The organism is Shewanella sp. SM74 (genome assembly GCF_025653725.1).
Classification (GTDB): Bacteria; Pseudomonadota; Gammaproteobacteria; order Enterobacterales; family Shewanellaceae; genus Shewanella; species Shewanella oncorhynchi.
Genome location: NZ_JAKKRZ010000002.1, coordinates 299810 through 322576, shown reverse-complemented (window position 1 = coordinate 322576; position 22767 = coordinate 299810). Strand labels below are relative to the sequence as shown.

General features: G+C 45.9%; 17 protein-coding genes and 4 tRNA genes. 16 read left to right on the top strand and 5 right to left on the bottom strand.

The window, feature by feature from the left end:
* The first annotated feature begins 57 nt into the window (after positions 1 to 57).
* The 6 genes from uvrC to L5M49_RS03460 all read left to right on the top strand — a co-directional run bounded on the left by uvrC (position 58) and on the right by L5M49_RS03460 (position 3251).
* Positions 58 to 1887 (top strand): excinuclease ABC subunit UvrC, encoded by a 1830-nt coding sequence (gene uvrC, locus L5M49_RS03485; protein ID WP_263181527.1) that lies wholly within the window; start codon positions 58 to 60, stop codon positions 1885 to 1887.
* Positions 1888 to 1934: 47 nt separating this feature from the next.
* On the top strand, positions 1935 to 2483 hold the full coding sequence (pgsA, locus tag L5M49_RS03480) for a CDP-diacylglycerol--glycerol-3-phosphate 3-phosphatidyltransferase (protein ID WP_028759642.1): 549 nt from the start codon (positions 1935 to 1937) through the stop codon (positions 2481 to 2483).
* Between the two features lie 214 nt (positions 2484 to 2697).
* A tRNA-Gly gene (locus tag L5M49_RS03475) sits at positions 2698 to 2773 on the top strand.
* Between the two features lie 44 nt (positions 2774 to 2817).
* Positions 2818 to 2891 (top strand) — tRNA-Cys (locus tag L5M49_RS03470).
* A 49-nt stretch (positions 2892 to 2940) separates the two neighbouring features.
* Positions 2941 to 3027: transfer RNA gene (locus L5M49_RS03465), tRNA-Leu, on the top strand.
* A 137-nt stretch (positions 3028 to 3164) separates the two neighbouring features.
* Positions 3165 to 3251, top strand: a tRNA-Leu gene (locus L5M49_RS03460).
* Between the two features lie 465 nt (positions 3252 to 3716).
* On the opposite strand, the gene L5M49_RS03455 is transcribed toward L5M49_RS03460, so the two are convergent.
* Positions 3717 to 5300: a glucan biosynthesis protein G gene (locus L5M49_RS03455; RefSeq protein WP_263163059.1), complete on the bottom strand. Its 1584-nt coding sequence runs from the start codon at positions 5298 to 5300 to the stop codon at positions 3717 to 3719.
* A 452-nt stretch (positions 5301 to 5752) separates the two neighbouring features.
* Positions 5753 to 6466, bottom strand: a complete 714-nt coding sequence (pepE, locus tag L5M49_RS03450) for a dipeptidase PepE (protein WP_263265454.1) — start codon at positions 6464 to 6466, stop codon at positions 5753 to 5755.
* Between the two features lie 435 nt (positions 6467 to 6901).
* Between pepE and htpX the strand changes: the two genes are divergently transcribed.
* Entirely contained in the window at positions 6902 to 7765 is an 864-nt protein-coding gene (gene htpX / locus L5M49_RS03445; RefSeq protein WP_006082065.1) for a protease HtpX, read from the top strand.
* A 109-nt stretch (positions 7766 to 7874) separates the two neighbouring features.
* Here htpX and L5M49_RS03440 read toward each other — a convergent pair whose 3' ends face one another.
* On the bottom strand, positions 7875 to 8810 hold the full coding sequence (locus tag L5M49_RS03440; protein WP_263265453.1) for a LysR family transcriptional regulator ArgP: 936 nt from the start codon (positions 8808 to 8810) through the stop codon (positions 7875 to 7877).
* A gap of 125 nt (positions 8811 to 8935) precedes the next feature.
* Between L5M49_RS03440 and L5M49_RS03435 the strand changes: the two genes are divergently transcribed.
* Positions 8936 to 9553, top strand: a complete 618-nt coding sequence (locus L5M49_RS03435) for a LysE/ArgO family amino acid transporter (RefSeq protein ID WP_113940882.1) — start codon at positions 8936 to 8938, stop codon at positions 9551 to 9553.
* 244 nt (positions 9554 to 9797) lie between these two features.
* Here the strand turns inward: L5M49_RS03435 and bcp are convergent, their stop codons facing one another.
* Together bcp and L5M49_RS03425 are read right to left on the bottom strand one after the other, a co-directional pair.
* On the bottom strand, positions 9798 to 10265 hold the full coding sequence (bcp, locus tag L5M49_RS03430; protein ID WP_263265452.1) for a thioredoxin-dependent thiol peroxidase: 468 nt from the start codon (positions 10263 to 10265) through the stop codon (positions 9798 to 9800).
* A gap of 3 nt (positions 10266 to 10268) precedes the next feature.
* A complete protein-coding gene (locus L5M49_RS03425; RefSeq protein ID WP_263265451.1) occupies positions 10269 to 10820 on the bottom strand; it encodes a glycine cleavage system protein R in 552 nt (183 codons plus the stop codon).
* Positions 10821 to 10992: 172 nt separating this feature from the next.
* On the opposite strand from L5M49_RS03425, the gene dapA reads away from it, so the two are divergent.
* The 8 genes from dapA to hemH all read left to right on the top strand — a co-directional run bounded on the left by dapA (position 10993) and on the right by hemH (position 22591).
* Positions 10993 to 11877 (top strand): 4-hydroxy-tetrahydrodipicolinate synthase, encoded by an 885-nt coding sequence (gene dapA / locus L5M49_RS03420; protein WP_263265450.1) that lies wholly within the window; start codon positions 10993 to 10995, stop codon positions 11875 to 11877.
* 3 nt (positions 11878 to 11880) lie between these two features.
* Entirely contained in the window at positions 11881 to 12978 is a 1098-nt protein-coding gene (gene bamC, locus L5M49_RS03415; protein ID WP_263265449.1) for an outer membrane protein assembly factor BamC, read from the top strand.
* Between the two features lie 368 nt (positions 12979 to 13346).
* Positions 13347 to 14429, top strand: coding sequence for an efflux RND transporter periplasmic adaptor subunit (locus L5M49_RS03410; protein ID WP_198572356.1), 1083 nt, complete (start codon positions 13347 to 13349; stop codon positions 14427 to 14429).
* A complete protein-coding gene (locus tag L5M49_RS03405) occupies positions 14426 to 17521 on the top strand; it encodes an efflux RND transporter permease subunit (protein WP_263265448.1) in 3096 nt (1031 codons plus the stop codon). The genes L5M49_RS03410 and L5M49_RS03405 overlap by 4 nt, the downstream gene beginning before the upstream one ends.
* Positions 17522 to 17712: 191 nt before the next feature.
* Complete coding sequence (htpG, locus tag L5M49_RS03400; RefSeq protein WP_198572355.1) at positions 17713 to 19626, top strand: molecular chaperone HtpG; 1914 nt, start codon at positions 17713 to 17715, stop codon at positions 19624 to 19626.
* Positions 19627 to 19810: 184 nt separating this feature from the next.
* Complete coding sequence (locus L5M49_RS03395; protein WP_263265447.1) at positions 19811 to 20674, top strand: tetratricopeptide repeat protein; 864 nt, start codon at positions 19811 to 19813, stop codon at positions 20672 to 20674.
* A gap of 140 nt (positions 20675 to 20814) precedes the next feature.
* Positions 20815 to 21459, top strand: a complete 645-nt coding sequence (adk, locus tag L5M49_RS03390) for an adenylate kinase (RefSeq protein WP_028759655.1) — start codon at positions 20815 to 20817, stop codon at positions 21457 to 21459.
* Positions 21460 to 21571: 112 nt separating this feature from the next.
* Positions 21572 to 22591, top strand: a complete 1020-nt coding sequence (gene hemH, locus L5M49_RS03385) for a ferrochelatase (RefSeq protein ID WP_263265446.1) — start codon at positions 21572 to 21574, stop codon at positions 22589 to 22591.
* The last annotated feature ends 176 nt before the right edge of the window (positions 22592 to 22767 follow it).

Here is a 22767-nt window from a genome sequence, read left to right as displayed (position 1 = left end):
TGGGTTACATGTTCCTATGTTGTTTGTGGTAAGTCTTCAAAACTGTGGGTGTGAATGATGTCTAATGAATTTAACGCCCAAAGTTTCTTACGTACTGTTTCATCCTCTGCTGGGGTTTATCGCATGTATGACGTCAAAAATGACGTCATTTATGTTGGTAAAGCCAAAGATCTTAAAAAACGGCTCACCTCGTATTTTCGTAAAAACCTCGGTAATGTTAAGACCCAAGCCTTAGTTTCACATATTCACCATATTGATGTGACGCTGACCCACAGTGAAACGGATGCTCTGTTGCTTGAGAATGATTACATCAAGCAATACATGCCAAAATACAATGTGTTGTTGCGTGATGACAAATCTTACCCTTACATCTTATTAAGCCAGCATGAGCACCCAAGGCTTGCCTATCATCGTGGTCCGCAGCGGGAAAAAGGCCACTATTTTGGTCCTTATCCCAATGGCGGTGCTGTGCGTGAAAGCCTGCATTTGATGCAGAAGCTGTTTCCTATTCGTCAATGTGACGATCTTTACTACAAATCGCGCTCACGCCCTTGTTTGCAATATCAACTGTCTCGCTGTAGCGCGCCCTGCGTGGGCAAAGTCAGTAACGCTGATTATGATGAGCAAGTGAAATTAGCCAGCCTGTTTTTAAAGGGGAAAGATCAGCAAGTGATCAGCGCCTTGGTTGATAAAATGGAACTTGCGGCTGAGCAGCAAGCCTATGAACAGGCTGCACGATTTCGCGATCAGATCATGGCGCTGCGTAAAGTTGCCGAGCAACAGGAAGTCTCTAATAATAAAGGCGATATGGATGTTATTGGGGTGCATTATGCGTCAGGCATCGCCTGTTTCCACCTGCTATTTATCCGCGAAGGTAAAATTTTTGGCAGTCGTAGTTATTATCCTTCAGTGCCAGCCCAAACTGATATGGATGAAGTGCTGCGCTCCTTTATCCTACAGTTTTATTTAAATGCAGATATTCAACGCACTATTCCAAAAGAAGTGGTGATTAGCCATAATTTTGAAGAATTACATGAACTTGAAGCGGCGATTTCAGAGGCGCTAGATAAAAAGTTTTCGATTAAGACCAATGTTCGCGCCGACAGGGCGAGCTTCTTACGTTTAGCCGTGACCAATGCGACGAATGCAGTGGTTACGCGCCTATCCCATAAGAACACAGTCGAACAGCGTTTTGTGTTACTCGAAGAAATCTTAGAGTTGAGTGGGCCTATCCAGCGAATGGAATGTTTCGATATCAGTCATACCATGGGAGAGAGCACCGTTGCCTCCTGTGTGGTATTTAATCGAGAAGGGCCGCATAAAGGCGAGTATCGTCGTTATAATATTGACGGTATTACGCCGGGTGATGATTATGCGGCGATGAAGCAAGCGGTGAGCCGACGTTTCGATAAAATTGAAGCGGGCGGCAAAATCCCTGACATTCTGTTTATTGATGGTGGACTAGGGCAGTTGCGTATTGCCCAAAAGATAGTAGATGAAAAGTTTGTTCATTTGGATAAAGCGCCGCAGCTTATTGGGGTGGCGAAAGGTGAGGGCCGTAAACCTGGGCTTGAAACCTTGATCTTAGGGGATACCGAAACTAGCTTTTCCCTCGAAGGGGATTCGCCAGCACTGCACCTTATCCAACATATTCGTGATGAATCCCATCGATTTGCAATCACTGGCCACCGTAACCGTCGCCAGAAAACCCGTAATACTTCAACACTGGAATCTATCCCTGGTATTGGTCCTAAACGTCGTAAAGCTTTGTTACAGCATTTAGGAGGCTTACAGGAAGTGAAAGGGGCAAGTGTGGCGGAATTAGTCAAAGTACCAGGGATCAGCATAGAAATGGCACAAACCATTCATGATGCATTGCGAGGGTGATAAAATTAAGGCAAGATTGGCGCTGCTTTTGACTAACTGGTTTGATCATGCCGTTTAACTTACCTATAGCATTAACTCTTTTCAGGCTTTTTTTACTGCCCATTTTTGTGGTGCTGTTTTATTTACCCTATGACTGGACCCCTTTTGTTGCCGCATTTACCTTTTGGCTTGCGGCGTTAACGGATGCATTAGATGGTTATGCTGCCCGTAAATTGAAACAATTAACTCGTTTTGGCGCTTTTCTTGACCCAGTCGCTGATAAGTTGATGGTGATTACAGCTTTAGTTTTGTTGGTCGATCAATACGCGAATATCTGGCTGACGTTGCCCGCCCTGTTTATGATAGGTCGCGAGATTGTCATTTCAGCGTTGAGGGAATGGATGGCTGAAATTGGTAAACGTGGTACTGTCGCCGTGTCTTGGATTGGTAAATACAAGACGGCTGCACAAATGGTGGCAATTATTGGGCTGATTTGGCAATACAATCCTTTAATGACTAATGCCGCATTTGTACTGTTATATATCGCCGCTGTATTAACGTTTTGGTCAATGATGAGTTACATTTTAGCCGCTTGGAAAGATCTTACCGCTGAATAGTGCAATAAAAAATCAAAGAGATTATTTAGTGTGCAAGCAGTAAGTTATCGATAAAACAGCGGTTGACACTGGGTGGTAAATCGGTAGAATGCCACCCCGTAGACAAGAGGCAATGTGAAAACAAAGTCTTAACGTTACCCAATATTGATGTTTGATATTAGCTAGATAATAAAGTGAAATGCTTTGTTTATCTGAGTGAATAGTAAAACAAGATGCGACATTAGCTCAGTTGGTAGAGCGATACCTTGCCAAGGTATAGGTCATCGGTTCGAACCCGATATGTCGCTCCAATATTTTTAAAGTCTAATTCTACTCAACATGAGTTAGCAACTATGGCGCGATGGCAGAATGGCTATGCTGCGGATTGCAAATCCGTCGATCTCGGTTCGACTCCGGGTCGCGCCTCCATAGATTAAAGTATTAATGACACGATTCCCGTCGTTAATATCAAGAGTTTGCCCGAGTGGTGGAATCGGTAGACACAAGGGATTTAAAATCCCTCGCTGGTAACAGCGTGCCAGTTCAAGTCTGGCCTCGGGTACCATTATTTTGATAGTGATGGTAAAAATAAAGTCCGAATCTTCAATAGGCTTTATTAAATAGATTTATTAGTGTTAAGCGTTAATGATGTAGAGTTAATAATATTTTTGACATGATTCCCGTCATTAATATTCAGCGTTTGCCCGAGTGGTGGAATCGGTAGACACAAGGGATTTAAAATCCCTCGCTGGTAACAGCGTGCCAGTTCAAGTCTGGCCTCGGGTACCAAAAAAGAAAAAGCCTCGATATTTATATCGAGGCTTTTTTGCATTTAGATTTCTACTTTTAGTCGGCATTCTTCGTGAGGGGTTTAAGGTCAAATTTGACTGACACACTTAACGTACTGCTTACTTTAGTTCGCAGAGGTCCTTGCGGCGACGCACATCAGGAGAGGCTAATAACCCTAAAAGCACACAATAGTGCTACGTTTTAAGTGATAGTGTCATTTTGAATTAAGCCTGTAGTTATGCTGGCAGAGAAGTCGAGCGATAAGGTATGGGATTATGTTTGCTGAAAAGCAGGTCGTGAGTTTTTAGCCTTGGCTTGTTCTATTTATGCTAGAGATAAAACCTATAAATAGTAAGCCTATAAATAAAACCCTAGGTATAAAAAAGCGCCAGTAAAAACTGGCGCTTTTATTCATTTACTCGGTCAGTTTATGCTTGTTAGACAGTGATATTAGTGAATATCAGCTTATTGCCAATCATCGCTATTCCAGCGGTACAGCCAAGTCGCTGCAAGTGGTTTATCGTCTTTCTTAAGCTGTATTCTCAGTTCGGCTACATTGGTACTTTCTGGTTCGAAGCTGATAAATACTCGAGCGCCATTGATGTCCGGGTGGGTGACAATCCGAGACGACAGGATTTTACCTTTGCTGATGCTGGCATCGATGATAATTTTATCAATATCTTGCGGCTTGATGTTACTGAAATCGATAAGTAATTCTTTGCCTTTTGCTAACACTTGCCCTTTAGTACTGCGGACAACACGTGCTTTTAACGCCGTAGAAGGGCTGTCGTTTGAGGCCGTTATGCGATAGGAGTATTTATAGGGCTGATCCTTTTTCAGTCCGCCTTGCGGCTCCCAATAGGCAACTATGTTGTCGTTGGTTTCAGCATTAGAGGGAATTTCAAGCAACACCAGTTGGCCTTTGCCCCAATCATTGAGGGGTTCAATCCATGCTGAAGGTCGAAGTTGATAGTTTGCACTCAGATCTTGATAGTCTTCAAATTTACGATGGCGCTGGATAAGACCAAACCCCTTTATATCTTCATCGCCAAAAGCACTGATCTGCAGTTTGTTAGGATTATTTAATGGGCGCCATAGGCGTTCGCCATTACCGCGATCGATTTGTAGACCGTCGGAGTTATGTACTTGTGGGCGGTAATCGGGTTTATCTGAGTTATCGAGTCCGCCAAAGAGGAACATAGAGGTCAGCGGTGCAAGACCCACATGCTGGATATCTTTGCGTGGAAATAAGGTTACATCCACTTCGACACGTGATGGTGCGCCGGGATAAATACCAAAACGATAGGCGCCAGTGACACTTTGGCTATCTAGCAGAGCATGAACCACAATTGCTGTCTGATATTTAGATGGGCGCTCGACCCAGAAACGTTTAAACAGGGGATATTCTTCACCTTTTGGCTGAGCGACATCAATCGCTAAACCACGATTAGACAAGCCATAGGTTTGCCCTTTAGAAAGTACGCGAAAATAGCTCGCACCTTGAAACATGATGAATTCATCTTTTATTTCATCATCATTGATAGGGTAATGTAAACGCACACCCGCGTATTGGCCCACTTGAGTGATGAGTTTTTCAATGGTGTCGTTAGGGACATCGAACGAAGCTTCTGTTAGCTCAATTGGAATAGCTTTGCTGTTTTCGACCACGTCGATATCGACAAGGTTTTTATAGAGAAAGCCTGGAGCAAAAAGTTGTACCGAAAATTTGGTCGGTGTTCCGCCCCAAATCGCGGCATTTTCTTGGTAATTGATTTTGCCATAGGTCGCGAAATCGAGATCAACCAGTTCTTTAGGTGCTTTTTTCGCTTCTTTAAATGGTTTTTGCGACAGTTGTTGAGCGAGTTCAATAACTGTGTCTTGGGAGAATTTTTTGGATTTCTTCTCTGGTGCTGGCGTTGGTGTTGTCTCTGCCGCTGCGGCATTGACGTTGTTTATGCCGACGACATAGACGATGGCGGTCAAGATGACAAAAGGTAGTTTTTTGAGTAATGCCGGATAACCGGTAGGGTAATTCATCATAAGATTCATTCGCAAAATGGAAACTCCTTACTAAAATGACGCTGATTCATAGGCACAATATATGCTTCAGTCTATCTAATCCCTAAATATTAATAACTTGTCTGCTATAAAATCCTCAGTCGTGGGATTCGAGTAGCTGAGGTAAGGGATAATTTTACCTGCGTAGCTAGAGATTTGTAACATAAATTATGCTTGGCGCTATTTTAGGTGCCGTTCTCAATACTTTGCGGTGTGATTTTACGATAAGTAATCGCAATTGGTACTGCAGTAAAAACTGTCTTGGCTGAGTTAACACTGTTCTCATTGAATTCAGTGGCGTTTTTACACAAAATTGGTGCAGTTGAATCGAGAGTGTTAATTAAAAACTTACAATATCAAATGGTTAATCTTAATTATTGCTAATGAGTGATTCAGGCTCACGGTGTTAACTGTGAGCCCATTTAGGTATGCTAACGTGGATATTAGGACTTGAGTAAGTGCGATAGGTCACTGCCCACAGGGATTGGGATCTCTTGCTGCTCACCACAGAATAAATACGCAGGTTTGTCACCTAAGAGTGATAGTGTGTCTCCTTGTCGCCACAAAGCTGAGCCTTCAACTATGCCGATCACTGGGGTTAATGGGTCGACTTTAGTGAATTCTAATAACCGTTGGGCACGGGTTTCACCATTGTGGCCCGGTGCTTGGTAATTGGAATAGTGTGGATTGAGCTGGAACGGCACTAAGTTTAATGCGTTGAACGAAGGCGGTTCGATGATCGGCATATCATTAGTGGTGCGAATACTCAGTCCCGATACGTTTGAACCCGCGCTCCAGCCGATATAAGGTTTACCAAGGGCGACTTGCTCACGAATAAGCGCGACCAGATCATAACGATATAGTTGGTGTAACAGGTGAAAGGTGTTACCCCCACCGATTAAAATTCCATCGGCATCTTTTATTGCTTGTTTAGGGTCTGGATGCTGATGAATACCACTGATATCGAGTTCAAGCTCAGCTAGCCCAGTCACGACAGACGCTAAATAAGTGTCATAACTCATGCTAACCCCTGCATAGGGGATAAAAATCCATTTTTGTGCGTTGACGGTGAGCGGTTTAATAAAAGGGATCGCGTGGGCAAGATAAGGCGTATCACCGACACGAGAGCTGCTCAGTAGTAGGGCGTTGATTGTCATTTTGTATCCTGAAATCTCGGAGTGTATTGGTATGTTAACAAAGATTAATTCCGATAAACATAGAGAGTTAAAGCAGAATTGCGCCATAGCACGGCTAGCGGCGGTGTTTTTCAAGATAGTGATCCCCACCAAGATGGAGCGTTCGGGGCATTCTACTTCTGTGTGGCATCAATGCAAAAGTCAGTGATTGATACGCCTTGAATTAAAGCTCTCAGAACGCGATGAAACTCGTATCTTGAGGTTGCTTGGGCATAAGTTTAAGTTTCGATTAATATACTGTCCCTAGACTCTCGGCCATGAAAGGCAGTGTCTATATACGAGAAAGATAACCTATTTTAAAAACTCTTTTCTTTTACCACTTGAATTTCGATGATTTGGACATATTATGTCTTTGAACAAAGTTAAATGGCCTATTCTTGCCCTAAAGGAGCTGAAATGAAGCGTATATTTCTATTGATTGCGACTAACCTAGCTGTGTTGCTAGTAGCCTCAATTGTAATGTCTATTCTAGGCGTGAACACGTCTACTATGGGTGGACTGCTGGTGTTCGCTGCCATTTTTGGATTCGGTGGGGCCTTTATCAGCTTAGCCATTTCAAAATGGATGGCGAAAAAGACCATGGGTTGTGAAGTCATCACTACCCCACGTGACAGTACCGAACGTTGGTTAGTGGAGACGGTTGCCCGTCAAGCTAAGCAAGCGGGGATTAAAATGCCAGAAGTGGCGATTTATCAATCGCCTGACATGAATGCGTTCGCTACTGGTCCAAGTAAAGACAATTCATTAGTGGCTGTCAGTACGGGTCTGTTATATGGCATGAGCCAAGATGAAATTGAAGGCGTATTAGCCCACGAAGTGAGCCACGTTGCTAACGGTGACATGGTGACCTTGACACTTATTCAAGGTGTGGTGAACACGTTCGTGATCTTCGCGGCCCGTGTGGTTGCTGGTATTATCAACAACTTCGTGTCGAGTAATGATGAAGAAGGCGAAGGTTTAGGTATGTTTGCTTACATGGCCGTTGTTTTCGTACTGGATATGCTATTCGGTATCTTGGCTTCAATTATCGTCGCTTACTTCTCACGTATTCGTGAGTACAAAGCCGATGAAGGTGCGGCACGTTTAGCGGGTAAAGGTAAGATGATTGCTGCGCTTGAGCGTTTACGCCAAGGCCCTGAAAGTACGGCAATGCCTGCACAAATGTCAGCCTTCGGTATTAACGGCAAACGTTCAATGGCGGAAATGATGATGAGTCATCCTCCATTAGAGAAACGTATTGCTGCGTTAAGAGCGAGCTAATAAAGAGTGAGTTAACTCTTAAATGTTAAATCTGAGTCTTTAAGACTCACTTGATATTAGATTGAAGGCTTTTAACATCGGGCTCAAACTTTGGTTTGAGCCCGATTTTTTATGCCTGCAGCAAATTATGCTGCGCGGTTGCCGCAAGGGCACGGTAAACCAGTGTCGTTTGTTTTGCTTTGATATTCCAATGCTGCCAAAACAGCGGCACGCGCATGCGCCGTTCTGGGGTGATCTCAATCAGTATCCCTTTATCGATTAATGGCTTCGCTTGCAGATGACCGACGAGTCCATAACCTAAGCTTAAGTTAATCGCTTCTAAAAAACTTTCTGAAGAGGGGATAGTATGTTGCCACCATTGCCCTGGCGTCATATTGAAATATTGGGCGAGAAACTTCTCGTGCAGCTTATCTTTGGTGGAGAACACCACTGCTGGCGCCTTCGCTAACTGGGCTTGGCTAATGCCGTTAAACAGCTGAGTGTTGCTAAGTGACTGAGTGTCGCTCGGCTCACCAAAATGGCGCGCGGCAAATTCGGGCGTGGCCACACACAAATATTCCATGGTGCCTAAAAACTCACTGCTGCAACCAGCCATCGGCACTTCGGTTGTGGTGACACATCCGACCGCTTCACCATTTTTCAATAGATGATGGGTGTAAGACTCGTCATCGACGATCAATTCTAATAACCAAGCATGGCGACTGAACATGCCTGCCAGCGCAGGTAAAAACCAAGTGGCTAAACTGTCGGCATTCACAGCGATGCGCACTGTGGTTGGATGGTTGGGATCGTCGGCGTCCATCTCAGCTCTTAATTCACTTTCGAGTAATTGTACCTGTGAATAGTGGCGCAACAGGCGCTTACCTGTGGGCGTTGCGACCACAGGATTGGAGCGAATAAGCAGTGACTGACCAACTTTTTCTTCAAGTTGTCGAATGCGCTGTGATACCGCCGACTGGGTGATGTGCAGCACTTTGGCGGCGCGGTCGAAGCCGCCTTCCGAGACCACAACGGCGAGCGCTTTGAGATTCGCGTATTCCAGCATAGTCATCCTCAAATGAGTGTGTTTGGACGGTTATTAATTTTACTTATGATACATAAAAAACATTAGTTATATTAATTTTGTTGTTTTGACTATGCTAGCGCCTTCTTTGAACATGAGAGGTGGTTATGCAAGCGGCATTTATACAAGGTATGGGAATTGGTGGCAGTTTGATTATTGCTGTGGGCGCGCAAAATGCCTTTGTGCTCAAGCAAGGCATTAAGCGCTCGTACACATTACCGATAGCCTTGCTCTGCTCTATCATTGATGCGCTGATGATCACTGCGGGTGTCGCGGGGCTAGGACATATTATTGAGTCGTTTCCCACTATTAAGCATGTGGCGAGTTTCGGTGGCGCCGCGTTTCTACTTTGGTATGGTGCGAATGCGCTAAAGGCGTCGTTTGTGGCTAAGGGCATTGAGATGGATCAGGCCGATAATGCGGACACATTTAAGAAAGCCGTACTGACGACGCTTGGGATCAGTTTACTTAATCCGCATTTGTATCTTGATACTGTGGTGTTGCTCGGCAGCATTAGCACTCAATTTGATGATTTCGATCGGCCTTGGTTTGGCGCGGGTGCTGTACTGGCATCATTTATTTGGTTTTTTGGCTTAAGTTTTGGTGCGCGTTTGTTAGCGCCCATTTTTACTCGCCCAGCGGCATGGCGTTACCTTGACCGTTTTATTTGGTTAACCATGTGGAGCATTGCCGCTGCGATTATTTGGCCCTATGTGGCAGGATAAACCGACGTTGTGATGCCATAGAATACGGGCATAGCTGAATGCTTTTGCGGTTTTTTGCTCGGTTAGACCGTATCTTGTGATATGAAAGTGAAAATTTTTCATGAAAAAGGTCCTGATTTCAGGACCTTTTCGTTATCGATTGCCGATTATTTATTCAGGCTACCAAAATCAACTGACAACGTTTACACTTTTGTGCCGATTAAAGCAGCAGCTTGAAGCCTTGTATTCGTCGTCATATTAGTCATTAACCCGCGATTTGCGCGAGTACGACTTCATGGTGATCTTTGGTTTTAAACTTATCGAATACGTGGGCGATGGTGCCGTCGGTATTGATAAGGAAGCTTAATCTGTGGATGCCATCATAGGTATTTCCCATGAATTTCTTTTCACCCCAGACCCCAAAAGCGTCGGCGACACTGTGGTCTTCATCGCTCAGCAAAGTGAAGTTGAGTGCTTGTTTCTCTGCAAATTTAGCCAGTTTAGCCACAGGATCTGGGCTAATGCCAAATACAGTGACATTATGACTATCGAGCTCGGCTTTACTGTCACGTAGACCGCAGGCTTGAACTGTGCAACCCGGCGTTGATGCTTTCGGGTAAAAATACACTAAAACAGGGCCTTGCTTAAGGCTGTCAGCCAGCGATACTGAGTTGCCATGTTGATCTTGCAGTGTAAAGTGAGGCGCTTTTGCCCCAGCCGTTAAGGTATTCATCTATTATCCTCTGTCCTCTAAGATGGCAGTGCCTTCCATACGACGAATAGTACAATCTAAGGTCATATCTTGGGCGAGCTGATAGATACTCTGTTCGAGCTTTTCTAGTTCAACTTTTTCAGGAATATTAATGGTTAGCGACACATTTTGCGTTTGTTCACCATCGGGGAGTTCCTCAGAAAATGAACGTACTGCGGCAAGATCTAATGACCTGTCAGCAAGGAACTGGGTAATGCGTTTAATGGTGCCGCGTTGGTCTTTACCCGTGAAGCGTACTTCGAGGCGAGAAAGGTAGTTTTGTGGTGTGTGTTTAGAGGTGCGTTTCATCACCGTCAGCAGTTCTAACTCAACGCTGAGACTGGGGAACATACTTTCAATTTTCGTTATTGATGCCCACGAGCCAGATAACATCATGATCAGGGTAAATTCGTTACCAAATAATGCCATACGGCTGTCGACGATATCGCAGTCACAGTCACTGGCAAGTCGAGCTAGTTTACTTACAAGTCCAGGACGGTCGAGACCCATCGCTGTTACGACCAGGAAATTGGTCATGAATTTTCCTCACTTTTTCGATATCATAGAGCGAAAACTCAGTGTTAAAGCTGAGTTTTTGTGCGGGATGTAATGCTACCATAACTAATTCAATTTGAGAGCCCCGTTAATGCTTGTCATTAGTGGTTGGCATCAGTACCATAGCGAATCCTGAAATCTTGGGGAAAGTCAGATGATAAACGGAAGCATCGTAGCCTTAATCACGCCAATGAACAGTGATGGCTCAGTAGATTTTGCAAGTCTTGAAAGGTTAGTCGAATTCCATATTGACCAAGGCACAGATGCCATTGTGGCCGTTGGTACTACTGGCGAGTCAGCGACTCTGCCTATGCCTGAGCATGTAGCGGTCGTTTCACAAACCGTTAAATTTGCTGCGGGACGTGTTCCTGTCATTGGTGGCAATGGCGCCAATGCCACATCTGAAGCCGTTGAGCTCACCAAGTCCTTATCTAATGTGGGTGTTGCCGCTATGCTTGGCGTAACGCCATATTATAATAAGCCAACGCCTAAGGGATTGATTGCGCATTATAAAGCTGTGGCCGCTAGCACAGATATTCCACAAATTCTTTATAATGTTCCAGGCCGTACTGCCGTTGATATGCTGCCAGAAACTGTTGCCGAGCTTGTTAGCGTGAGCAACATTATTGGTGTAAAAGAGGCGACCGGTGACTTATCCCGTGTAAAACGTCTGCGCGAACTGTGCGGCGACGATTTCCTCTTGTATAGCGGTGATGATGCCACTGCCAGAGAGTTTTTACTCTTAGGTGGAAATGGCGTAATTTCTGTGGCTAACAACATAGTACCAAAGGCTTTTAAAGCTATGTGTGATGCGGCGCTCGCTGGCAATGCCGAGTTGGCTCAGAGCATAGATACCCCGCTGCGCGGTTTGTATAGCACACTGTTTTGTGAAGCCAACCCTATCCCAGTAAAATGGGCTGCCCATCGTATGGGTTTGATTAAATGTGGCCATATTCGTTTACCTTTGACTGAACTTTCTGAGCAATGTCATGGTCTGTTGATAGAAGCAATGACTCGTGCCCAGATAGAGGTTAAATAATTAATGTTAAAGAAAGTCACTCCACTGATCTTAGTTGCTGCGGTTGCAGCCTGTAGTTCGCCACTTGATCGCCGCCAAGCGAACGGTAACGACGACTATGTTCAGGCCGAGCAAGCGCCTTTGCTTAAGATCCCCGCGGGATTAAAAACGCCACCCTACAATAAAGAATTCGATGTACCAGCACTGGGTTCTAAAGTGAATGCTTCGCTGTATGGCAAAAACTTAGATATCCGTCCGCCACTGCAAGTACTGCCAATGGCGGAAGGTACTCATGTGGAAGAGGGCAGTGACAACATTAAAATCGTAGTTGAATCCATAGACAATGCTGTGGATTTGAAACAAGAAATCTTCACAAACTTAGATGGTTTCTTTGCTCAAAAAGGTATTGCTGTTCGTAGCCGTGATTTTGACAAAGGCAACATAGAAACCGATTGGATTGAAAGCCGTGAAGTGATTGAATCGAGCATGTGGGGTGCGGATAAAGTTTATCTGTTGCGCCAACGCTATCGTTTTGATGTGGAAACACGTCCACATGGTCGCACTGCCAATATCGTTATTCACTTAGTTGAACACGAAGAGTTTTACGACGATAAAGCGCAACAAGTTTTATTAAGCGGTGAAGATAAGCAAAGATACACTATTGATATGCTGAACAGCGCCATTGCGTATATCAGCGTTAAGCGCGACCAAGCGATCCAATCGAATCGTTTGAAGCAAACCTTAGGTATTAATGTTGATCTCGTGACGCCTGAAGAAGGTAAAGCTTACTGGTCTGCTAAAGCCTCTTACAAGCAAGTGTGGGATCGTCTACGCATAGTGCTGCCAGAAATGGGCTTTGAAATTGCCGATATGGATAGTGCTAAAGGATTGTACTTTATCAAGTTTGACGATAACTCTGGTTTTTGGAGTTCATTGTGGGGCGAAGATAAGTTAGCACTGAAAGAAGGTAGCTACCGTTTACTGCTTGAAGATGGTGATACTCCAGAAGAAACGAAAATCTTCCTTCGCGATGGCGAAGATCAGCCATTAAGCGATGAAGTGGTTAGCAATGTGTACCAGTCACTGTCAAACCTGATGAAAGAAGAACGTCAAATACGTTAATTTCAGCAGTTGACTAGAAAAGGGCGAATTATCGCCCTTTTTTATTGGCTGCGATTTGAGTTTTAAGCAGGGGATTGTCGATTATCTAGGCGATCTGTGTTTCAGGATTTAATTATCTATATACCAATCTTTTTCAAATGGTTTTAGTGATAAATGTTGATTTAGTGGCAATAAGTAAAATTAATCACTTAACAACCTTGTTATCGTACTGCATTCTGGCAACTCAACCATTGATATCGCCAAAGACACTTAATCATACATATTTTGCGCTATCAGCGTAATTTGTAAGAAAAAGTAAAACGTATTGATGCGATGATGTGAGTGAGTAAACTAGCCGTCATTAATGCGAGTCATTCCTTGGAAGCCCGATGAAAAAAATTATTCTAATAATCGCCATATTGGCCGCGGCATGGTTTGGATACCAAGCCATGCAACCGCAAGAGATTGCTGCAGCCCAGATTAAACTCATACCTAATGTGGTGATTGCCACTGCCGCTATGGCGCCCATTCGCGATGAAGTTGAAGCTATTGGTAGCAATAAAGCCGCAGAATCTGTAACGATAACGCCTAAAGTCACCGACATGGTGATAGCGCTTAAATTTGACGACGGCGATATTGTTAAAAAGGGCGAGTTATTAGTCCAACTGCAAAATGCTGAGCAGATCGCTAAGGTTAAAGCCGCGCAAGTCAAAGTCAGTGATAATCAACGTGAATTAGCTCGTATCAGTTCGTTGGTGACTAGCCGCACTGTGGCCGAGTTAGAACGCGACAGATTACAAACCCTTATTGATACCACCCGTGCCGAGCTCGAACAGGCGCAATCATCACTCAATGATCGCAGTATTTTGGCGCCTTTTAATGGCCGTTTAGGCTTACGTCAAATCAGTGTGGGCAGCTTAGTGTCGCCCGGCACTGTAATTACGACATTGGATGATATTTCTACCATTAAGCTCGATTTTTCAGTGCCAGAGCGCTTTATTCAAGATTTAGAGCCAGGTAAAAAGGTGGAAGCCAAAGCGGTCGCTTTCCCTGATGTGACTTTCAAAGGTGTGGTGACATCGATTGATAGCCGCGTGAATCCAACCACACGCACAGTGATCGTTCGCGCCGAGATCCCCAATCCTGAGCTGCGTTTATTACCGGGCATGTTGATGAAGGTCAAACTCATCAAGCGTAGCCGCGAGGCCTTGATGTTGCCTGAATCTGCCATTATCCCGATCCAAAACAGCCATTATGTTTACAGCGTCAATGCTGACAAGGTGATTGAACGTAAACAAGTCACTATTGGGATTCGCACCCGTGGCTGGGTGGAGATCTTAGATGGTTTAGCCTTGGGCGAAAACGTAGTGATCCGCGGCTTACTGAAAGTTCATCCTGGGGATAAAGTGCAAACTGAGTTCGCGGAAAAGTTTAGTTATCTTGCCGATACGAACGCGGAGCCAAGTGTATGATCCTTACTGATCTCTCGGTCAAACGTCCCGTATTTGCCTCAGTGATCAGCTTGCTGCTGGTCGCTTTCGGGCTTGTCTCCTTTGATAAATTGCCCCTGCGCGAATACCCAAACATAGATCCGCCAGTGGTATCTATCGACACGAATTACCGCGGTGCCAGTGCTGCCGTGGTGGAAAGCCGCATTACCCAATTGATTGAAGACAGGATCAGTGGCGTCGAAGGCATTCGTCACGTGAGTTCATCGAGCAGTGATGGCCGCTCATCGGTTACCTTAGAGTTTGATATTAGCCGTAATATTGAAGATGCAGCTAACGATGTGCGCGACAGGATCTCAGGTTTACTCGACAATTTACCCGATGAAGCTGATCCCCCAGAAGTACAAAAGGCCAATGGTAGTGATGAAGTGATCATGTGGCTCAATCTCGTGTCGGATCAAATGACGACCCTAGAATTGACCGATTACACCAACCGTTATTTGTCGGACCGCTTTTCGGTGGTCGATGGTGTGGCGCGGATGCGTATTGGTGGTGGTAAGGTTTACGCCATGCGCGTTTGGCTTGACAGACAAGCCTTGGCTTCTCGCAGTTTAACGGTTGCCGATGTTGAGGCCGCGCTCAGAGCTGAGAACGTCGAGTTACCTGCAGGTTCGATAGAGTCGAAGGAGCGGCACTTTACAGTGCGACTGGAGCGGGGTTATCGCACTGCCGAAGATTTCGCAAACTTAGTGATCACCCAAGGGGAAGACGGTTATTTAGTCAAACTGAGCGATGTCGCACGGGTGGAAATTGGCTCTGATGAAGAGCGGATTATGTTCCGTGGCAACAAAGAGGCAATGATAGGTTTAGGCGTGTCTAAACAGTCAACCGCCAATACGTTAGAAGTGGCGCGCGCAGTGAACGCGCTGGTTGACAAAATCAACCCGACCTTGCCAGCGGGGATGTCGATTAAACGCAGCTACGATAGCTCAGTGTTTATCGAAGCCTCGATTAAAGAAGTGTATCAAACCCTGTTCACAGCGATGATTTTAGTGATTATCGTGATTTATTTGTTCCTTGGCAGTGTGCGCGCTATGTTGATCCCCGCGATCACTGTGCCAGTGTCTCTGCTCGGCACCTTTATTGTGCTGTATGCGCTAGGTTATACCATTAACCTCTTGACCTTATTGGCAATGATCCTCGCCATCGGTATGGTGGTGGATGATGCGATTGTGATGCTGGAAAACATTCATAGACGTATCGAAGAAGGAGATTCACCACTCAAAGCTGCTTTTCTCGGTGCGCGTGAAGTAGCTTTTGCTGTTATCGCGACCACACTCGTGTTGGTCGCGGTCTTTATGCCAATCACTTTCCTTGAGGGTGATTTAGGTAAACTCTTTAAAGAGTTTGCCGTGACCATGAGTGCGGCCGTGCTGTTCTCTAGCCTAGTGGCGCTCACACTCACGCCCATGATGTGCTCTAAGTTGCTTAAGCCGAGCTCGCAGGATTCTTGGTTGGTACGTAAGGTCGACGGCATAATGACAAAAGTGTCAAACCGGTATCAATTGTCCTTAAAATCCGCCATGGCTCACCCGATATTGGTGTCGATTCTGGTGTTAGTCGCATTAGGCTCTAGTGTCTATTTAGTCCAAAAAGTACCGCAAGAATTTGCGCCACAGGAAGACCGTGGTTCGTTATTCTTGATGGTCAACGGGCCACAGGGCGCGAGTTACGAATACATAGAATCCTATATGAATGAAGTGGAAAACCGCTTGATGCCATTGGTCGAAACGGGTGATATCAAACGTCTGCTCATTCGTGCCCCCCGTGGCTTTGGCCGCGCGGCGGATTTCTCTAACGGTATGGCAATCATAGTACTGGAAGATTGGGGCAAACGTCGTCCAGTAAAGGAAGTTATCGTCGACATTAATAAGCGTCTTGCCAATCTCGCCGGGGTGCAAGCGTTCCCTGTAATGCGCCAAGCCTTTGGTCGCGGCGTAGGTAAACCTGTGCAATTTGTGATTGGTGGACCTAGCTACGAAGAGCTTGCCCGCTGGCACGATATCATGATGCAAAAGGCGGCACAGAATCCCAAATTATTAGGATTAGATCATGATTATAAAGAGACTAAGCCTCAACTTCGTGTCGTCATCGACAGAGACAGAGCGGCGAGCCTTGGAGTGTCGATTTCAAATATTGGCCGTACGTTGGAATCCATGTTGGGCTCACGCTTAGTGACGACGTTTATGCGTGACGGTGAAGAATACGATGTGATCGTTGAAGGCGAGCGCGATAATCAAAATACGGCGGCGGATCTGCAAAATATCTATGTTCGATCCGAGCGCAGTCAGGAGCTTATTCCGCTGTCTAACTTAGTGACTGTGGAGGAGTTTGCCGACGCCAGTTCGCTGAACCGTTACAACCGTATGCGCGCGATCACCATAGAAGCCAGTTTGGAAGATGGTTATAGTCTAGGTGAAGCCCTTGATTATATGAATCAATTGGCGCGTACCTATTTACCAGCGGAAGCGGTGATTAGCTACAAGGGCCAATCCCTCGATTATCAAGAGTCGGGTAGCTCTATGTACTTCGTATTCATCCTCGCACTGGGGATTGTATTCCTCGTGCTCGCGGCGCAGTTTGAGAGTTATATCCACCCTGTGGTGATCATGCTGACTGTGCCGCTGGCTACCGTCGGCGCCTTAATTGGTTTGTGGCTTACGGGGCAGAGTCTTAATATTTACAGTCAGATAGGCATTATTATGCTGGTCGGGTTAGCCGCGAAAAATGGCATCTTGATTGTCGAGTTTGCTAACCAATTGCGGGATAAAGGCGTTGATTTTGATAAGGCTATTATTCAAGCGTCAGCGCAGCGGTTACGACCTATCTTAATGACAGGGATCACCACTGCCGCTGGCGCCGTGCCATTGGTATTGGCGGTAGGCGCGGGTGCTGAAACTCGTTTTGTGATTGGTGTAGTGGTGTTGTCGGGGATTTTACTGGCAACCTTATTCACTATCTTCGTGATCCCCGCCGCTTATGGACTCTTTGCCCGCAACAGCGGATCGCCCGAAGCCATCGCCCAACAGTTAGAAAAAGAATTAGCCCAAGACTAACGCCTCGTGCAGGTTGATGTTGAAAGTACACTAAAGTCCTCACATAGGCGCTTGGTATTCATCAAGCGCCTTATTTTTCGCCATTCGAACCTCGTTTTAGCCCTTGCCCTTGAAAAGCAAATTTGGAGCCCCATTTAGTAAACACTAAGCGTTACTTTTACCAAATTGCGTAACAAATAAAGGAAAATTTCATGTCACAACAAGAAACTCATGGTTTTCAAACAGAAGTCAAACAGCTGTTGCATTTGATGATCCATTCTTTGTATTCCAACAAAGAAATTTTCTTGCGTGAACTGGTCTCCAACGCTGCGGATGCGGCGGACAAGCTGCGTTATCTGGCGTTGACCAATGACGCACTCTATGAAGGCGACGGTGAACTGCGAGTCCGTATCAGTGCCGATAAAGAAAAAGGCACTGTGACCATCGAAGATAACGGCGTGGGTATGACCCGCGACGGCGTGATTGAGCATTTAGGCACAATCGCAAAATCAGGCACCGCTGATTTCTTTAAGAATCTATCGGGCGAATCCTCAAAGGATTCACAGTTAATCGGCCAATTTGGTGTCGGTTTCTATTCGGCTTTTATTGTGGCGAAAAAAGTCACTGTTCGCACTCGCGCTGCCGGTCATAAGGCCGATGAAGCCGTATTGTGGGAATCAGAAGGCGAGGGTAACTTCACCGTTGATACCATCACCAAGGCGAGCCGTGGTACTGAAATTACGCTGCACCTGCGTGACGAAGAAAAAGAATTTGCCGATGATTGGCGCCTGCGTTCGATCATCACTAAATACTCAGATCATATCTCTGTGCCAGTTGAAATGTGGCAAGAAGGCTCGCCAGAGCGTGATGGTCCTGATGGCGAAAAAATTCCTGCGACCGAAGGTCAATGGAAAGTCATGAACAAAGCCACGGCTTTGTGGATGCGCAATAAAGCTGACATCAGTGACGAAGAGTATCAAGAGTTTTATAAACACATTTCCCACGATTACACCGACGCACTACTGTGGAGTCATAATCGGGTAGAAGGTAAGCAAGAATACACTAACCTATTGTATATTCCTGCAAAAGCGCCTTGGGATATGTGGAATCGCGACCGTAAACACGGCCTAAAACTGTTTGTGCAACGTGTGTTCATCATGGATGACGCCGAGCAATTTATGCCATCTTATCTGCGCTTCGTGCAGGGCTTAATTGACTCAAACGATCTGCCGCTGAACGTATCCCGCGAAATTCTGCAGGATAACCACGTGACCAAAGCGATGCGTACTGGTATCACCAAACGTGTGCTTGGCATGCTGGAAAAACTGGCGAAAGACGATGCGGAAAAATATCAACAGTTCTGGGCTGAATTTGGTCAAGTGCTGAAAGAAGGGCCTGCGGAAGATTTCGCCAACCGTGAGCGTATTGCTGGCTTATTGCGTTTTGCCTCGACCCATACGGGCAGTGCTGCGCCGACTGTGTCACTTGATGGCTACATCAGCCGCATGAAAGAAGGTCAAACTAAGATTTACTATATTGTTGCCGACAGCCATGAAGCCGCTGCTAACAGCCCACATTTAGAGCTGTTACGTAAGAAAGGCATTGAAGTCTTACTGATGTCAGAGCGTATCGACGAGTGGCTAATCAGCCACTTAACTGAGTACAAAGAGAAACAACTGCACTCAGTGACCCGTGGTGATTTAGAACTTGGCGAGCTGGAAGATGCATCTGAAAAAGAAGCGCAAGAAAAGCTTGAGCAAGAATCGGTAGCTTTAGTTGAACGCATTAAAGCGGCATTAGGCTCAACCGTTGCTGATGTGAAAGTCACGTCACGCTTAACCGACACTCCTGCCTGCGTGGTGGCGGGTGAAGGCGAAATGTCGACTCAGATGATCAAGCTGATGCAAGCTGCGGGTCAACCTGTGCCAGAAGTGAAGCCGACATTTGAGATCAACCCAGCGCACCCATTAGTATCGCGCTTAAATGATCTTCAAGATGAAGCCGCCTTCGCGGATTGGTCAAATCTGCTGCTGCAACAGGCGCAATTATCTGAAAAAGGTAGCCTTGCGGACCCATCGGCCTTTATCAAGCTGATGAACCAAATGTTACTGGCTAACATGAAGTAAATGACTATCGGGGCTCTTCTTTGAACGGCCCCGATATTGTTTCTAGTGCAGGAAGAGTGGTTTGCACCTAGCCTGTCACTCAATCCGTTAGCGGTAAGACTCGATTTTAAGACTTGGTTCTAACGCTTAGTTTTAAAAGAATAAGGCCTCCCATGATAGAGGCCTTAAATGTTAAGGGAATACTATGGATAATATCCTCAGTCTGACTAAAGACAATATTCAGCAAGTGGTTGACGCCTCGATGCAACAGATCGTGGTGTTAGCATTTTGGGCTCAGCCGCAGGAACAAAGTGTGGCTATGCTGCACACCTTAGAGAAAATTGCTGTGCAAAATGCGGGTCGATTCGTGCTCGCAAAAGTTGACTGTGAAGCCGAATTAGAAATTGCCAATTACTTTCGCATTCAAAGCCTACCGACCACGTTAGTATTAGATAAAGGTCAGCCTGTCGATGGTTTTGCTGGCCTGCAAGATGCGGCGCAAGTCACGGCTATGCTGGATAAACATTTGCCGCCTATGTGGCAGTTACAGTTAGTACAGGCCAAAGCATTGCTCGCCTTGAGTCAAGTAAGTGCAGAAGATCTTGCTACTGCAGCTGTGTTGCTTAAAGAAGCACATACAGGGTCAAATCAAGCGGGTGAGGTGAGTCTAGTGCTTGCCGATGTGTATTTGATGCAGGGCGAATTAGTGTTAGCACAAGCCATGCTTGAGAAGGTAGGGCTTGCTGACCAAGATGGTTACTACCAGAGTTTAAAAGCTAAGCTCGCACTTGCCTTAGATGCGGCGGATACCCCTGAAATTCGCGATTTGCAGCAAAAGTTTGAGCAAAATCCAACAGATTTAGTGTTATTACTCGAGCTGAGTAAGGCATTGCATGCTGCCCACCGCGATGATGAAGCATTAGAACTGTTATTCGGTGTGCTAAGTAAAGATTTAGGTGCTGAAAATGGCACAGTAAAACAAGTGTTTATGGAAGTATTAACGGCACTTGGCCAAGGTAATCCCATAGCCAATCAATACCGCCGTAAGCTCTATACTTTGCTCTATTAATGAAAAAAATCGCTTAGTAACCGCAGTTTATTTGCGGTTTCTGAGGCTAAAGTCGAAGCTAAAACCCTTCTCAATGGCGGCCAGATGTGCGAAGATCGCCGCCCTAAGAAGAATATCAATGCGAAAAGAGGACTCTTGAGATGCGCATTATCCTATTGGGCGCCCCAGGTGCCGGTAAAGGTACCCAGGCCCAGTTCATTATGGAACAGTATGGTATCCCACAAATTTCCACTGGTGATATGTTACGTGCCGCGGTAAAAGCGGGTACTCCACTGGGTTTGGAAGCGAAAAAAGTGATGGATGCTGGCCAACTGGTTTCTGATGATCTGATCATCGGTCTGGTTAAAGAGCGTATCGCACAGGAAGACTGTGTTAAAGGTTTCTTGTTAGACGGTTTCCCACGTACCATCCCACAGGCGGATGCGATGGCGGCAAACGGTATTAGCATTGATCACGTGATTGAAATCGACGTGCCAGACGAAGAAATCGTTAAGCGCATGAGCGGTCGCCGTGTTCACCCAGGTTCTGGCCGTGTTTACCATGTGGTTTTTAATCCACCTAAAGTGGAAGGTAAAGACGACGTGACGGGCGAAGATTTAGCTATTCGTCCAGATGATGAAGAAAGCACAGTGCGTAAACGCCTCGCGATCTATCACGAGCAAACTAAGCCGCTGGTTGAATACTACGGTAAAGTGGCTGCCGCTGGCCAAACTCAATACAACAAGTTTGACGGTACTCAATCGGTTGCGGCCGTGAGTGAGCAGTTAGCTAGAGTGTTGAAATAACCGAATAAAGGTTAATTTACGAGAACAAGTTCTCATATTAAGAAAAAGCCTGCCGATGCAGGCTTTTTTTATGGGTATCGCAATGTTAGCCTCCAAGTGAACTTCATTAACCATGAGCCTAACGTTGAATCCTTCCCCTGCTTTTGGTGTGTTATTGGTTAACCTCGGCACGCCTGATCAACCTAGTCCTAAGGCCGTTAAACGCTTTTTAAGGCAGTTTTTAAGTGATCCGCGTGTCGTCGATTTATCGCCGTGGATTTGGCAACCGCTGCTGAACGGCATTATTCTCAACACCCGTCCGACGAAAGTCGCCAAACTCTACCAAAGCGTGTGGACACCAGAAGGCTCGCCCTTAATGGTGATAAGTGAACGCCAAGCACAAAAGTTGGCGGTGGACTTAAGTGCAACCTTTAACCAGACCATTCCGGTTGAACTGGGCATGAGTTACGGCAATCCCTCCATCGATGCGGGATTTGAACGTCTAAAAGCCCAAGGGGCAGAGCGTATTGTCGTACTGCCTTTGTATCCCCAATATTCCTGCTCGACGGTGGCAAGTGTGTTCGATGCCGTTGCCCGTTATCTTAAAACCGTGCGTGACATGCCGCAGGTTCGCTTTAATAAAGACTATTTTGACCATAGCGCTTATATTGCTGCGCTGGCGCATTCAGTGACGCGCCACTGGAAAACCCATGGGCAGGCCGACAAGTTGCTCTTGTCATTTCATGGTATTCCACTGCGTTATGTGAAAGAGGGCGATCCATACCGCGAGCAGTGTTTTGTCACGGCTAAACTGTTGGCGCAAAAACTTGAGCTGAGCGAGTCGCAATGGCAAGTGTGCTTCCAATCGCGCTTTGGCCGCGAAGAATGGTTAACGCCCTACGCCGATAAATTACTGTCCGAGTTACCTGCGCAAGGGATCAAAAGTGTCGATGTGATTTGCCCTGCGTTTGCGACCGATTGCCTCGAAACCTTAGAAGAAATCTCCATTGGTGCTAAGGAAACCTTTTTACATGCGGGTGGCAGCGACTATCGGTTTATCCCTTGTTTGAACGACGATGAGTTACACATTGAATTATTACGGCAATTAATCCAAGAACAAGCGGTATCTTGGGCCCATACCCAAGCTACCTGAAGATACGAGTTTCAGAGCGCCCAGGGTGCTTCAATTCAAGGCGCATTAATGACAGAATGTCGGCCACCTTTTGAATTAATGCAACACGGAAGTGGAGTGCCCTGGGCGCTCCGTCCCGGCGGGTTTTAACGCACTTTATGCTGCGTTGGTTATTTTTAACTTAGCCCGCTAGGCCT